Below are 13,913 nucleotides of genomic sequence, written 5' to 3'. Positions count from 1 at the left end.
CCGTGGGTAGCCTGATTGTCGCGCAATTGTGCTGCGTTGGCAGAGGCGAGGGCCGGGGGAGCCGGTCGAATCTACCGGCTCGTCGGGGCAGCCCAGTGCGGTGAGTTATTGCGTCGTCCCGGCAATCTCGCAGGCCGGTGCTTTTACGCGCGTTTTGGGGCGGCTGGTCACCGGTGCTGTTGTGGGTGTCGTCGGTGTCGTGCTGGATTCCATCCGGCCTTCGCCATTGGTGGCGATCTGCTGAACGACGGTGACACCCGGCGGCGGAATCTCCGCGCAGGCGTTTGTGACTTGCGGCGCGGCGACCGGCACCGAATAGTTCTGCGCAGAGTGTGCTGCCGGCTCGCCCGACTTCGATGTTCCGAGCTTGGCGAGCATCGCAATGTCGCTGGTTTCTTTCCAGTTCAACAGCGCGGCCACGCCGAAGCATCCAAGCAGAACAGTTAGCGCGCCGGCGCCGGCGAGTCCGCCGCGTTTTGCCCAGATGCGTGTCAGTCGGTACGCGCGTTCACCGCCTTTGATGTTCTCCCATTCTTTTTTCAAAAGACCGCGACTCAGTGTCGTCAGGTCGTTGATCAACAGCATTAGCTCCGCGCGCAAAGTCTGTCCGCTATTTCCTCCCGGCAGGTTGCCGTCGATCAACTGCAATGCCTGATCGACCTTGGTTTCGACGTGAAGAAAATCCGGGTCGTTAGGTTTGAAATGGAGCTTGGCAAACGCATATGCGTTATGAATTGCTTCGCGATTGTTTCGCAACGCCTGCTTGAGTGCTTCGCGATTCTTTGATTGCGATTCGAGAACGTTCTGGAGCAATGCGGAATCGAATTCATTGAGCTTTTCCGGGTCGCTCGGCCGTCTAACGATGGAGCTGGCCTCGCTTTCGAGCGCAGTCAATTCAGCCGTGAGATTGCAGTAGTACCGCAGCTGCGACAGCAGATCCGCAAGGGATTGCCGCGCGGTATCGGTCCATTGCTGGCGGAATTCGGTGACCTTGCTTTCCTTGTCGTTGACGAGTTTGACGAACGTGCCTACCGCGGTCAAAAAACCTGCGAGCAAAGACAACAAAAGACTGAGAACGAGCTTATCCATCGAGATCTATCGGAGACCGGGTACTCCGCTAATAACGACCGCTTGAGAAAAAACTTTAATTTTTTCCGGAAAGAACCACTATCGCACTGTCCGTCAATTGACCAAAGAATTGCTATTTGTCGGATGTGTAGTACTTCATTAGCACGTTGTATTTCCAGAAGATCTCTCGCTAATTGGACAACGCGGATCGTTCGATTGACGCAACGGATTCGGAAATAGAGAGAACTGTCTAAGTACTCTATGAGAAAGAATTGCGCGCGGATTTGCTTACAGCGAATTTCGCAATCGTTTGCCGATAGCGTGCCGGCCCGGTGCACATCCGTAATGCGGGACAGACACGGCAAGCAATCCGACAGCAACGCCGCGCGCAGGGTGTGCGGCGCTTATATCCAACTGGCATAGGCGCGGCGGGCTCGCGGCATAAGCGTCGCCGGCCGGCACATGCGAACAATCTCAAATCGCTTTTCAAGATTGCTTAGGCGCAAAGTCGCAATTCGTTATAACGCAGAATCTTCAGTCTTGGTGTTACACTGCAACCCGCCGGAATCTTCCGGCAAAAGGGTTTGGGTGTTTCCAGTGCAACACTGGTTTGAACCTCGCGTACACGACTCGTATTCGAAGTTGTTCGTGCGGCAGCCATTCACTGTCTTTCATCCCACACTCCGCTGCGTTTCCCGGATTCCTCAGGTACTTATACCGTGTACTCTCAGACGCAAATCGACCCGGTGGTCAGCTTCCGCAACTCGCAGCGCGAGCATGTGCGAGGGACAATCATTAACCTCCAGAGAAAGTCGCTGGTGATGGAGGTCTATAACCCTTACTCGATCGTCCAGGTCAGTGAGGTGTTGAGCGAACTCAGTGTGCGGATGGGCAGCAAGAATGCCTATCTCGGCAAGGCGGTCGTCGTCAGTCTCGTGAATACCGGCCTCACCGCGGTGGTGTCGCTTGCGCTGATCGACGAGTGGCGCGAACTGAGTGTGCTGCCCAACGAGGCAAAGTCGGTCGGACGCGAAGCCGAACTGTTCATTACCGATTGGGATGCGCGCTTCAATATCCGCCGCGACTATCAGATCGTCGTCAATGAAATGCGCGCATTTCTTTCGGAAGTGTCGCGCTGGGTCGAGCAGGTCGATCTGACCGAAAGTCTGCCGAAGAACGAAGGCCGGCTGCGCGAGGATCTGTTCTACGAGCTCGCCACGCCGATCATGCTGAAGATGAAGTTCTATCTCGACCGGCTCGAGGAAGAAGCGCAACGCGTCGATGTCGAGATCGCGCCGGTGCATCGCACCTATGCGCAATCGGCACTGCATCCGTTGCTGCTGCGCGCGCCGTTCGTCTATCGCACGTTCACCAAGCCGCTCGGGTATGCGGGCGACTACGAGATGGTCAACCAGATCCTCAGCGATCCGCAGCAAGGGCCGACCACTTACTTCCAGATCGTCAATACCGCGTTCCTGCAGGCGGCGGTGGCAACCGCGCACCGCAACCGCATCACGCTGCTGATCGACTTCCTCACGCGTCAGGCCGAAGCGGCGCGCGCGGCCGGCCGGCCGTTCCGGATTCTCAATGTAGGCTGCGGACCGGCATTCGAGATCCAGCGCTTCGTGCGCGAATATCCTCATCCCGAACTGCTGTCGTTCCAGCTGGTCGACTTCAGCGAGGAAACGCTGGCATTCACGAAAGACGCGATCGAAAGCTCGGCGCGCGGGGCCGGCCACAAGACCTCGGTGGAAATGGTCCATCAATCGGTGCACGACCTGCTCAAACGCAAGATCTCGTCGGACCCGGCCGCGCGCGAATTCGACGCGGTGTACTGCGCCGGTCTGTTCGACTATCTGTCGGACAAGGTCTGCGCGCGTCTGCTCAGCTATTTCGCGGCCCGCACGCGGCCCGGCGGCCAGTTGCTGGTCACCAACGTGCATTCGGCGAATCCCGAGAAGTACGGGATGGAGCACCTGCTGGAGTGGTATCTGATCTATCGGAACGAACCCGGTATGAGCTCGCTGCTGCCGCCGAATTCCAGCGACCACAAACTCTATGTCGACGAGACCGGGGTGAATGTGTTCGCGGAAGCCACGATTCTCTGAAACGTCAGCAGACACTCCATCGATGACTACCAGTCCACTGCACGCAGGTTATCAATCCGAGCTGGCCGACTTTCGCGTCAATTTCAGCCGCGGCGGCGCGCTCACCGCGATCGCGCTGGTGCTGCTCGGCGTGGGCCTGGATTTCGCGCAGTATCCGCAGTATCAGATGTCGTTCGCGGTCGCGCGGCTGGTCGTGTCGTTGCTGATCGGCGGCATCGTCGCGTTGCTGGACACCGGCATGGGGCGGCGCCTGACGCCGTGGTTGACGCTGTCGTGGCTGCTGCTGCCGCAGATCATGATCTCGTGGATGATCTGGCGTACCGACGGCGTGTTGTCGCCGTACTACATGGGGCTCAATCTCGCGATCTTCGCGTCCGGCATCGCGCTGCCGTTCGGCCTGTGGCAAAACCTCGTGTTCGGCGTGCTGTCGTGCGTGCTGTATCTGCTCGCCTGTCTGATGCCGCCGCACAACGGCGCGCCGCTCGGCACGATGACCGTGAACGTGCTGCTGTTATTGTTCGCCGCCGCGGCGAGTGCGGTGTACACGTTCTTCAACGAGCGGGTGCGCTTCATGCTGTTTCGCCTGAAGGCGGAAGTGTCAGAAAAAAACGCCGAGGTATCGGCAAAGAATGCCGAGCTGGAGGTGATCAATCGCCAACTGCTCGATATCAAAGGACAATTGCTGCAGCAGGAAAAAATGGCAGCGATCGGTACGCTGGCCGCGGGCTTGCTGCACGAGGTCAACAATCCGGTCAATTTCTGCCTGATGGCGATCGAGGTCGCGCTGGAAGAGCCGATTTCCAAAACGGAGCCGACTCTGAACGAGTGTCTCGTCGACGCGCGTCAGGGGATGCAGCGGATTCAGCACATCGTGTCGGACCTGAAGACTTTCGCGTATCGCAAGCCGGGCGCCGAGGCCGAACTGGGCACGCCGTTCCTGTTCGAGAAGGCGCTGGATTCGGCCATCCGGCTGGTCGGCCACGAATTGCGCGGCGTTACCGTGACTCGCGATCTGCCGGCCGATACGCTGGTGCAGGGCGACGAAGCGGCGATCATCGGCGTGCTGATCAACCTGTTGTCGAACGCGGTGCTGGCGATGCGCAAGGCGGGCACGCCGGGGCCGTCGATTCACATCAACGTGAGGTGGACCGAAGAGCGCCTGCATGTGACGGTCAAGGACAACGGACCCGGCATCAAGCCGGAGAACCTGGCGCGAGTGTTCGAGCCGTTCTTCACGACTCGCGAAGTCGGCCAGGGTCTCGGCCTGGGGCTGTCGATCAGCTACGCGGTGATCGAGCGCCACGGCGGCCTGCTGTTCGCCGAGAGCGAATTGGGCAATTGGGCGTCGTTCAGTTTCGATCTGTCGCCGGCGCCCTGAGAACACGATGAACGATATCCGACAGACCCAGCCCACGCTTCTCTACGTCGATGACGAAGAGTTGGCGTGCAAATATTTCGCGCGCAGCGTCGGCGCGGATTACGACGTGCTGCTCGCGAAGAGCGCGGATGAAGCGGTCGCGGTCCTGCGCCAGGAGAACGCGCGCATCGCGGTGCTGGTCACCGATTTCCGCATGCCCGGCCGTGACGGCGGTCAGCTGTTGCGCCAGGTCGCGCACGAATATCCGCATATCGTGCGGATTCTGGTGACCGCGTACGCGGACGTCGAGATGCTGCTGCAGACGGTCAATACCGGCGAGGTGTTCCGCATCCTCGAAAAGCCGCTCAGGCCGGACGCGGTGCGCGAGACGCTGCAACTGGCGTTCGAGCGGCATCACGAGCGCGCGATGCAGAACCAGCGGCTGATTGCGATCGACGAAACGCTCGCGTTCATCGCGCACGAACTGAATACGCCGCTCGCGGCGATTGCATTGAACGCACATAGCATCGAAGGCCGCACCACCGTGCAGCTCGATGCGGAAGGGGAAATTCTCGGCGCCGCGAAGTCGATGCGCGAAAGCGCGCAGTACTGCATGGCGGTGGTGTCGTCGTTCTGGCGCTCGGTGCACAACGGACGCCGGCAGCCGGAGGGCGACGAAGCGCGCAGCGAGGTCACCGCGCACGGACTGATTTCGGCGCTGCTCGATACCTATCCGCTGACCGCCGCGCAGCGCTCGTGGATTCAGGTCGATGTGGCTGGCGACTTCCCGGTGGTGACGCAACCGAATTGCGTGGCGCTGGTGCTGTCGTCGCTGCTGTCGAACGCGCTGCGCGCGCTCGCGGGCGTCGACGCGCCGGCGGTGCGCTTTACTGTGACGGCGGAGCCGGCACCGAGCATCGCCATTTGCGACAACGGTCCGGGCATTCCGCCGGAAATCAAAGCCCGTCTGCTCACGGACCCGATTACGACACACGCTAAATCCGGGGGTAATGGCTTGGGCCTGATTTTATGCAACCGGGTCATGCAGTCCTGTGGCGGCGGACTCGAGATCGAGTCCACGCCGGGGGGAGGCACCACCGTAGTGCTGGATTTCCCCCATATCAAAGGTCAAACGCACAGGAGTTGTTGATGAACGAAGCAAATGCCAACCAGGACTCGATGCCGGCGATCATTTTCGTCGATGACGAGGCCACGGCCGTGAAGTACTTCCAGCGTGCCATCGGAAGCCTGGCGCCGGTCCTGACTGGCGGCTCGGTGGAAGAAGGCAAGGCTCTGCTGGACGCGCATGGCGACCGGGTCGGGGTCCTCGTCTCCGACCAGCGCATGCCGGGCGAATTCGGCAACGAATTGCTCCGCTATGCGAGCGAGCGCTATCCGCACATCGTGCGGATTCTGACCACCGCCTACTCGGAAATCGATCAGACCGTGGCGGCTGTCAACCTGGGTCATATCCACCGCTACATCAAGAAGCCGTGGGACATCACCGCGCTGCGCATGGAGCTGAAGCAGGCGCTGGAACTGGCCGATCTGCGCAAGGAGCGCGACCAGTTGCTGCGCGAGAAGCTCGGCGTGCTGCAGAAGCAGACGGTCGCGACGCGGATCGGTCTGGTGCGCTCGCTGGCCGCGACGCTGCTCGGCACCGAGCGCTTCCAGCCGGTGGAAACCTATCTCGCCGCGGCGGTGCTCGCCGACGCGCAGAACGCCGAGCCGGACTGGCTGCTGCAGGACTACTCCGATCTGGTCGGCGCCGAGAGCGCGCGCAGCGGAGCGTTCGGTCATCAGGTCGCCAGCCAGCTGGCGGGGCTGCGCAACCGGCACCCGAATCCGGCGGGCAGCAACGCGGTCGCTACACTGGCCGCGACGCTCGCGGAAGCGGGCCTCGACGTGCGTGCCGAAGGCGAGGGTTTCGTGTGGAACGAGCCGGCGTCATTGGCCGAGTTCCTCGCGCAAGCGGGCGACAAAGCGGTGCCGAGCGAGCACGCGGTGTGGCTGGCAGGCTTGCTGTGGCTCGACGGTAACGGTGTTGCACTGGAGCCGGCGCGTGTGGGTGACGCGATCGCATTCCGCGCCACGCAGCCGAAGGCCGATTTCGCCGCCGATCGTCTCGCGACCTGGATCGAGCAGTTCTGAGTACGGCTAACGAAAACGAAAGCAGTAACCGAACAGCGGTAACCGACAGCGGTAAAGAATGAAAGCGGCCTCGGCCGACGTGCGAATTCCGGGTGGGTGCAGCCCCGGCGCATGTTGGGCGAGGCCGTTTTTATTTGTCGCGGACGCGCGTTGCGCGAGAGGGTGTAGTGAGCGGTGCGTCGGCGCGTGTTGGCCGGGCGCCGCTTATTGAGGCGAGAAGCGCGATGGCAAGCGCGGTGATACTCGTCGAGATCGGCGCAATGACAAAGCGCGGGCCGGTCACCCGGTCCCGCGCTTCGTCACCGCATTACTTCACGAATGACTTTTACTTGACTGCCTGGATCTCGTCGGCAAGCTGCTTCATCGCCGGGGTCTTTTCGTACTTCACCCACACCGGCTGCATCGCCTTCACGAACGCCGGACGATCGATCTGCGAAGCGCTGACGATCGTCGCGCCACCCGTGGTGACCACCTTCTTCGCGTCGGCTTCGCGCGCGGTCCACAGCTTCTGGTAGTACGGCACCGAGTCGGCCGCGGCCTTCTTGATGATCTGCTGTTCCTCAGGCGACAGCTTGTCCCAGATCTTCTTCGAGAACACCAGCACTTCCGGCGTCATCGAATGCTGGGTTTCCGAGTACACCTGAGCCACTTCGAAGTGCTTGCCTTCGTCATAGGTCGGCAGGTTGTTTTCCGCGCCGTCGACGATGCCGGTCTTCAGGCCCGTGTAGACCTCGGCGGTCGGCATCGGGGTCGGCACGCCGCCCATCGCGCGGATTTCGTCGACCATCAGGTCCGACGGCTGCACGCGCACTTTCAGGCCCTTCATGTCGGCCGGCGACTTGATCGCCTTCTTCGCGTACATCGAACGCGCGCCGCTCTCATAGAACGTCAGCGCGACCATGCCCTTCGCGTTAAACGCGTCGAGGATCTTCTGGCCTTCCGGACCGTACATCACCTTGCGGAAATGGTCGATGTCGCGGAACAGGAACGGCAGCGACGGGATCATCGATTCCGGCACGATCTCGTTGAATGCCGCGCCGTTCGCACGGGTCATGTCGAGCGCGCCGATCCGCACCTGGTCGATCGTGTCGTTCTCCGAACCAAGCGCGCTGTTGCCGAACACCTTCACGGAGTCCTTGCCGCCGGTCGCCTTGTTGATCTGCTCGCCCATGAACTTCACGGCCATGTTGGTCGGGTACGTGTCGCCGTGCACGTCGGCGCAGCGGAACACGCGCGCTTGTGCCGAGCCGGCGCCGAACGCGAGCAGGGAGGCAGCGATAAGCGCCGGGAGACGTGCGGAAGCAAATTTCGTTTTCATCATCAGGTCTTTCAAATAGGATCATCCGCGGAGCGCGGCAAGCTCTCTCGCACAGACACATCTAGTTGTACGATGACTTACAATTTTATAAAGCGCGACTGACGCTGTACATACGGTGTTTACCCGTGAAAATGCCAAAATCGTCCACGCAGGGGACTGGCCCATTCGCGGGAAAGTTAAACGTTGTCTGATGAGATTGGGGCAGGGACGACGCGGACATCGCGCACCATCCCGGGCGAGTCCCCTGAGCGGCGGCCTTGGAGGTGGCGGGTCTGCGCGGGCGGATTATCCCAGTCGTCGCACCTTCACGTTCCACAACCTCAAGCGGCTCCAAAAACTGCAATTGCATTTCGACGTGCCGTTGCTGAAGTCGATTTGGGCTTCGAATCTCACGAGTTGGCAATGGCAGCTTCCACGATAGATGCGCAGCATCGGGTTCCCCATTTAATTCTTTCTGATTAATAACGATTGCCTTTCGTTATTGTAATTAAAGAAAGTCATCATCAAGGCCGGAAGCTTTCCAATAACTTTCAATTGAAATTGACTGTCAAGAAGCCGTAAATAAACGAGAAGGTATCGCCGCTGTGGCTTGACTGGCAAGGCTCACGCGCGAATATCGAGCGAATATTTCAATTCCGTGACAGGGCCGAATAAATCAATAAATCAGAGTGGGCCCGCACGCATTCGGTAAAACGCCGTAAACAAAAGTGAGAAAAATGTCCGGTCAAAGTTGTATGTCATAAAAAACAAACATGCCCCTTCGATAATCCCGCTGCTTAAAAAACACTGATTAGTTCCGTTAGGGCGGAAAAAAGTCGCATCTCCAAACCAACAGGGGTCCCACAATGTCGGTCAGTCTCGCTCCACGTAGCACTCTACTTCTTACATCGATCGCCGCTGCCTGCGTCCTCGCAGCGTGCGGCGGCAACGACGATCATTCGTCCAACCCGACGAGCCCGACGGCCGCGGCCACCACGTACTCGGGCGTGGTGAGCGCATCGTCGTTCGCGGCGGGCAACACGTCGGGTAACCCGACGATCACGGCCGGCTACTACTCCGGCGCGACGGTATGCGTCGACGCGAACGGCAACGGCGTGTGCGATTCGGGCGAGCCGAGCGCGACGACCGACAGCAAGGGTCACTTCTCGCTGCAATCGAAGGTGACGGGTCAACTGATCGCCGACGTCAGCACCAAGGCGACCAACACCGCGAGCGGCGCGGCGGTTGCGAGCCACATGATCCTGCGCGCTTCGGCCGCGCAAGTGGCCGACCAGGGCGCGACGAACGTCGTGATCAGCCCGATGTCGAGCGAAGTGCAGCGCCTCGTCGAAGCCAACGGCACCGACTACGCAACCGAAAAAGCCAACCTCGCGTCGCGCATGAGCGTCGCGGCGCTGGGCGCGTCGGCGGTCACGGTCAGCGCGAGCGATGTGCTCGCCGACGTGAACAAGCTGTCGGGCGCCGAACAGCAAACGATGCTGTTCGAAGACAACCAGCTGACGAACCGCTACACGTACGCGACGACCAAGCTCGATCGCGGCGACATGTACCCGGATAACCTCGCGGTAAGCGGCGGCGATCCGGCGCTTCCGGCACTCGTGGCCGCATCGGGCGTCAGCGCTGTGACGGCCGTGACGCCGGCCCAGACGCAGGCACCGATCACGTTCGCACAGGCGCAGCAGGCCGCGTTCAACGTGGAAGGCATTCCGCGTTACGACAACGTGTTCGTGATCATGCTCGAGAACCACAGCGTGGGTCCGGTGCCGGGCGTGCCGGGCATTCTCGACTCGAGCAACGCGCCGTACATCAACCAGTTCCTGACGGCCAACAACCAGTTCACGACCTACTACTCGACCGGCAACCCGAGCGAGCCGAACTACACGGCACTCGGCGGCGCGGACGACTGGGGTATCGTCGACGACAACTGGTGGGGCTGCGGCGCGGGCACGACCGGCGCGAACGCACCGACCGACAAGGCATTTGCAGGCGGTACCGCTTCGGACGGCCAGCCGCTCGTCGCGACCGGCGCACTGCCGCCGACGGACACCGCGCACCTGACCAGCTACACGAGCGCAGCGTGCTCGTCGACCGGCACGATCGCGAACCACAACATCCAGGCACCGAATCTGTTCACGCTGCTGTCGCAAGCCGGTATGACGTGGCGTACCTACAGCGAGTCGATGAACCCGGGTCAGGATCCGCGTGCGGACAGCATCGCGGAAACCACGATCTCGGCGACCTACACGGGTCCGGGTTCGAACGGCACGGCCTACGCGCTGCCCGGCGCGCTGTACAAGACCAAGCACAGCCCGGCGATCCCGTATCAGAGCGCGCGTAATCTGCCGGAGTTCTACGCGAACAACCGCACGATCTTCGGTACGCAATACCCGGCATCGGTGCTCGCGAACTCGAAGGATTACCCGATCCCGGCGGGCTACAACTATGACCAGTTCAGCACCGACCTCGCAACCGGCGACGTCGGCAACCTGAACTTCATCATGCCCGACCAGTGCGACGACATGCACGGCACCGGCTCCGATCCGTCGTGCGCGGGCGGCAGCACCGCGATCGTCCAACGCGGCGACGACTACGTGCGTCAGGTGGTGGCGAAGATCCAGGCATCGCCAATCTGGACCAACCCGAACCGCAAGGTCGCGATCGTCGTGATGTTCGACGAAGGCGAAGGCAGCTCGACCTCGTGCTGCGGCTGGAATCCGTCGACGTCGAACGTGAACCAGGCACCGCTGACGTACACGAACGGCAAGTACTCGCCGGTCACGACGACGCTGTACAACCAGGGCAACCATGGTCACGGCAACTCGGTGTTCGGTGTCGCGACCAACCAGGCGAACCCGAACGTGGTGGATAGCGACGAGTACAGCCACTTCTCGTTCGTGCGCACGCTGCAGGACATGTTCCAGGTGGCCGACCCGGCGCAGCCGTACACGTACCTCGCTCGTGCGAAGTACAGCGAATCGTTCATCGCGGGCAACATCGCGAACCTGCCGGAAATGCTGGGCAGCGCGGATACGCACTTCGACTCGGTGCGTCCGATGAACCACGCGTACGTCACGCCGGCGGCCTACACGCAGAAGCTCAACGCGGTCGACGTGACGACCACGTCGCTGGCTTCGCGTGGCCCTGGCCCGGACGCGACCCAGACCAACGTCTGGGCGCTGAAGTCGGCGAAGAAGTAACGAGGCCGGCATGCAGGCGGACAACGCGGTGCGCCGCGTTGTCCGCAGCCAGGTGCTAACAGGTGCTGAACCACTATTTCACTGCTATTTGAGTGCTTTCTGCCGGACCGCTTTTCGTGCGGTCTGGCAGTTTTCCATTCCATTCGTCCGATTGCCGCGCGGCCTTAGCGGTACCCGCGGTTAGCCAGGCCCTCGTTGTCGAAGGGCTCAGCCAGGACCGCCCGGCAATCGGATTCAGCAATACAGATCGACATGCGAAAACTTTCCCTCGGCGTGCTGTGCGCGCTCTCCGTGATCTTGACCGCGTGCGGCGGCGGTGGCAGCGACGGCGCCAGCGGTTCGAGCCAGACCGCGTCGGGCGGCGGCGGGACCAGCAGCGTCGCGCCGCCCGCGACGGTCACGCTGAGCGCCGCCGCGCAGGTCGGCAAACAGCTGTTCTTCGACCAGAATCTGTCGGGCAACAAGAACATGGCGTGCGCGACCTGCCACAACCCGCAATACGCGTATGGGCCGCCGAACAGCCTGTCGGTGCAGCTCGGCTCGGATCCGTCGGTGGCGGGGCAGCGCGCGGTGCCGTCGCTGCGCTACAAATCGATGACGCCGGCCTACAACGACATCGCCGACAACCCCGACGGCATCACCCAGAACGCACCGGGCGGCGGCTTCATGTGGGATGGCCGCGCGACCACGCTCGCGACCCAGGCCGCGCTGCCGCTGCTCAATCCGGTCGAGATGAACAGCCCGTCGCAGGCGGCCGTTGTCGACGCGGTGAAGAACGGCTCGTATGCGGCGTTGTTCAAGCAGGCGTTCGGCGCGGATGTGTTCTCGAACGCCGATGCCGCGTTCACCGACATCGGTCTCGCGTTGCAGGCGTACCAGACCGAAGAGCCGAGCTTCGCGCCGTATTCGAGCAAGTTCGATCTGTACGAATCGAACAAGGTGGGCGGCACGCTGACGGCGGCGGAGTTGCGCGGTCTGCAACTGTTCAACGACACCGACAAGGGCGCCGGCTGCGTGGCCTGCCATTACGCGGGCGCGAACTTCAACGGCTCCGTCGGCCTGATGACCGACTTCACGTACCAGGCGATCGGCGCACCGCGTAACGACGCGTCGATTCCGGACAACCCCGACCCGATTCCGAGCAATACGAATAGCGCGTACTACGACATGGGTCTGTGCGGACCGTTCAACACGCTGCATCCGCCGGGCACCGCGAATAGCGGCAGCGGTCCGGATTCGTTCACCGGCGTGAACGTGCCCGACCCGTATTGCGGCCGCTTCAAGGTGCCGACGCTGCGTAACGTGGCTACACGTACCGCGCTCTTCCACAATGGCGTGTTCCATTCGCTCACCCAGGTGCTGAATTTCTACAACACCCGCGATACCAATCCGGAGTACTGGTATCCGAGCAGCGGCGGCGATAGCAGCCAGACCACGCAGAATCCGTCGTATGCGCTGTTCCCGACGTATGCATCGGGCGCGACGGTGACGAGCTTCAACGATCTGCCGGCCGCGTATCAGGGCAATATCGACGAAGAATTGCCGATGGGGCAAGGGCAGACCGATGCTGGCGGCACGACCGCGGCCGATGGCGCGAAGCCGCGTGCGTTCCATTCGACACCGCAGCTCACGCAGCAGAACATCGCGGATCTGGTGTGCTTTCTGAACACGCTGACCGATGGTTATCAGGTGCCGGCGACGCAGCCCACTAGTGGCGCTTGCGTGAACTGACCGCGTGCCGTGCGTGATACGAGATATTTTGAAAACCTAATTATTCAATCGAGCAATAACATCATGATTCGACGTTCCACCGCCATTCGCCTTGCAGGCGGCGCGCTTTCCCTGCTTGCACTGACGCTTGCAGCTGGCTGCCACGATAAGAGCCAGGACGCTAATCAGGAAAACTTCACTGCCACGATCAACGACTATCTGGGTAAGCGCGGGCATCTGTGTCTCGCCAAATACGATTGGCCGATCTATACGACGACTGAAGATCAGGCCAAGCGCACGCGCGACGCGATTCAGATGCCGGTGCTCGAGAAGCTCGGGTTGGTGACGGGTAAGGACATGATGGTCGAGCGGGTCGATGGCGACGGCAAGAAGATTACCGCTGCCGCGCGGCAGTATCAGTTGACCGATGAAGGGAAAAAGTACTACCTGCAGATTCCTGAAGTTGTCGCTACGGCGACTTCGCGGGTTACGCACCCGGCGGATTTTTGCGCGGCGACGCTCAAGCTCGACAAGGTTGTCGGGTGGGAGCGGCCGATGCAGATGGATGGGAAGACGGTGACGTCCGTTGTTTATACGTACAGGATCGAGCCGGCTGCGTGGGCGACGAACGCCGACGCGCAGCGGGTGTTTCCTATGGTGAAGCGGGTGATCGATGGGGCGGGGTCCATGCAGTTGAGGGAGGGAGTGCACCTGACTTCGGAAGGGTGGGTCGCCGACGAGGTGTTTCAGCGCTGAGTGTGCGAGCGCTGTGTGAATCGCTGTCGCGGGGCATGACATTTTTGCTGAGCGATGTTGTACAATCCCGTCCGCTTCACAACGCATGATCCCCGATAGCTCAGTCGGTAGAGCGCCGGACTGTTAATCCGTAGGTCCCTGGTTCGAGCCCAGGTCGGGGAGCCAGGCAACGCGGGAGTAGCTCAGTTGGTAGAGCGCAACCTTGCCAAGGTTGAGGTCGCGAGTTCGAGCCTCGTCTCCCGCTCCAG

Annotated in this window: 9 protein-coding genes and 2 tRNA genes; 9 read left to right on the top strand and 2 right to left on the bottom strand. The window is 61.4% G+C overall.

The window, feature by feature from the left end; translation table 11 throughout:
- Nucleotides 1–105 precede the first annotated feature (105 nt).
- Entirely contained in the window at nucleotides 106–1,089 is a 984-nt protein-coding gene (locus tag BTH42_RS09120; RefSeq protein ID WP_075298105.1) for a hypothetical protein, read from the bottom strand.
- 698 nt (nucleotides 1,090–1,787) lie between these two features.
- On the opposite strand from BTH42_RS09120, the gene BTH42_RS09115 reads away from it, so the two are divergent.
- Genes BTH42_RS09115 through BTH42_RS09100 form a run of 4 tightly spaced genes read left to right on the top strand, consistent with a single transcriptional unit; the run spans nucleotide 1,788 to nucleotide 6,684 of the window.
- Nucleotides 1,788–3,176: a class I SAM-dependent methyltransferase gene (locus BTH42_RS09115; RefSeq protein ID WP_075298103.1), complete on the top strand. Its 1,389-nt coding sequence runs from the start codon at nucleotides 1,788–1,790 to the stop codon at nucleotides 3,174–3,176.
- Nucleotides 3,177–3,198: 22 nt separating this feature from the next.
- Nucleotides 3,199–4,554: a sensor histidine kinase gene (locus tag BTH42_RS09110; RefSeq protein WP_075298101.1), complete on the top strand. Its 1,356-nt coding sequence runs from the start codon at nucleotides 3,199–3,201 to the stop codon at nucleotides 4,552–4,554.
- Nucleotides 4,555–4,561: 7 nt separating this feature from the next.
- Nucleotides 4,562–5,683 carry a hybrid sensor histidine kinase/response regulator gene (locus tag BTH42_RS09105; RefSeq protein ID WP_075298099.1) on the top strand — a complete coding sequence of 374 codons (1,122 nt, stop codon included), beginning with the start codon at nucleotides 4,562–4,564 and terminating at the stop codon, nucleotides 5,681–5,683.
- Entirely contained in the window at nucleotides 5,683–6,684 is a 1,002-nt protein-coding gene (locus tag BTH42_RS09100) for a response regulator (protein ID WP_075298097.1), read from the top strand. Before BTH42_RS09105 ends, BTH42_RS09100 begins: the two co-directional genes overlap by 1 nt.
- Nucleotides 6,685–7,009: 325 nt before the next feature.
- Here BTH42_RS09100 and BTH42_RS09095 read toward each other — a convergent pair whose 3' ends face one another.
- Entirely contained in the window at nucleotides 7,010–8,002 is a 993-nt protein-coding gene (locus BTH42_RS09095) for a TRAP transporter substrate-binding protein (protein WP_075298636.1), read from the bottom strand.
- Nucleotides 8,003–8,847: 845 nt separating this feature from the next.
- Between BTH42_RS09095 and BTH42_RS09085 the strand changes: the two genes are divergently transcribed.
- The 5 genes from BTH42_RS09085 (at nucleotide 8,848) to BTH42_RS09065 (ending at nucleotide 13,912) form a co-directional block, all read left to right on the top strand.
- Complete coding sequence (locus BTH42_RS09085) at nucleotides 8,848–11,199, top strand: alkaline phosphatase family protein (protein ID WP_075298095.1); 2,352 nt, start codon at nucleotides 8,848–8,850, stop codon at nucleotides 11,197–11,199.
- A 252-nt stretch (nucleotides 11,200–11,451) separates the two neighbouring features.
- Nucleotides 11,452–12,930, top strand: coding sequence for a cytochrome-c peroxidase (locus tag BTH42_RS09080; protein ID WP_075298093.1), 1,479 nt, complete (start codon nucleotides 11,452–11,454; stop codon nucleotides 12,928–12,930).
- Nucleotides 12,931–12,993: 63 nt separating this feature from the next.
- Nucleotides 12,994–13,665, top strand: a complete 672-nt coding sequence (locus BTH42_RS09075) for a hypothetical protein (RefSeq protein WP_075298091.1) — start codon at nucleotides 12,994–12,996, stop codon at nucleotides 13,663–13,665.
- A gap of 89 nt (nucleotides 13,666–13,754) precedes the next feature.
- A tRNA-Asn gene (locus tag BTH42_RS09070) sits at nucleotides 13,755–13,830 on the top strand.
- A gap of 6 nt (nucleotides 13,831–13,836) precedes the next feature.
- A tRNA-Gly gene (locus tag BTH42_RS09065) sits at nucleotides 13,837–13,912 on the top strand.
- Nucleotide 13,913: the final 1 nt, after the last annotated feature.

Source organism: Burkholderia sp. SRS-W-2-2016 (genome assembly GCF_001931485.1).
Taxonomy (GTDB): domain Bacteria; phylum Pseudomonadota; class Gammaproteobacteria; order Burkholderiales; family Burkholderiaceae; genus Paraburkholderia.
This window is presented reverse-complemented; position numbering and strand designations above follow the sequence as displayed.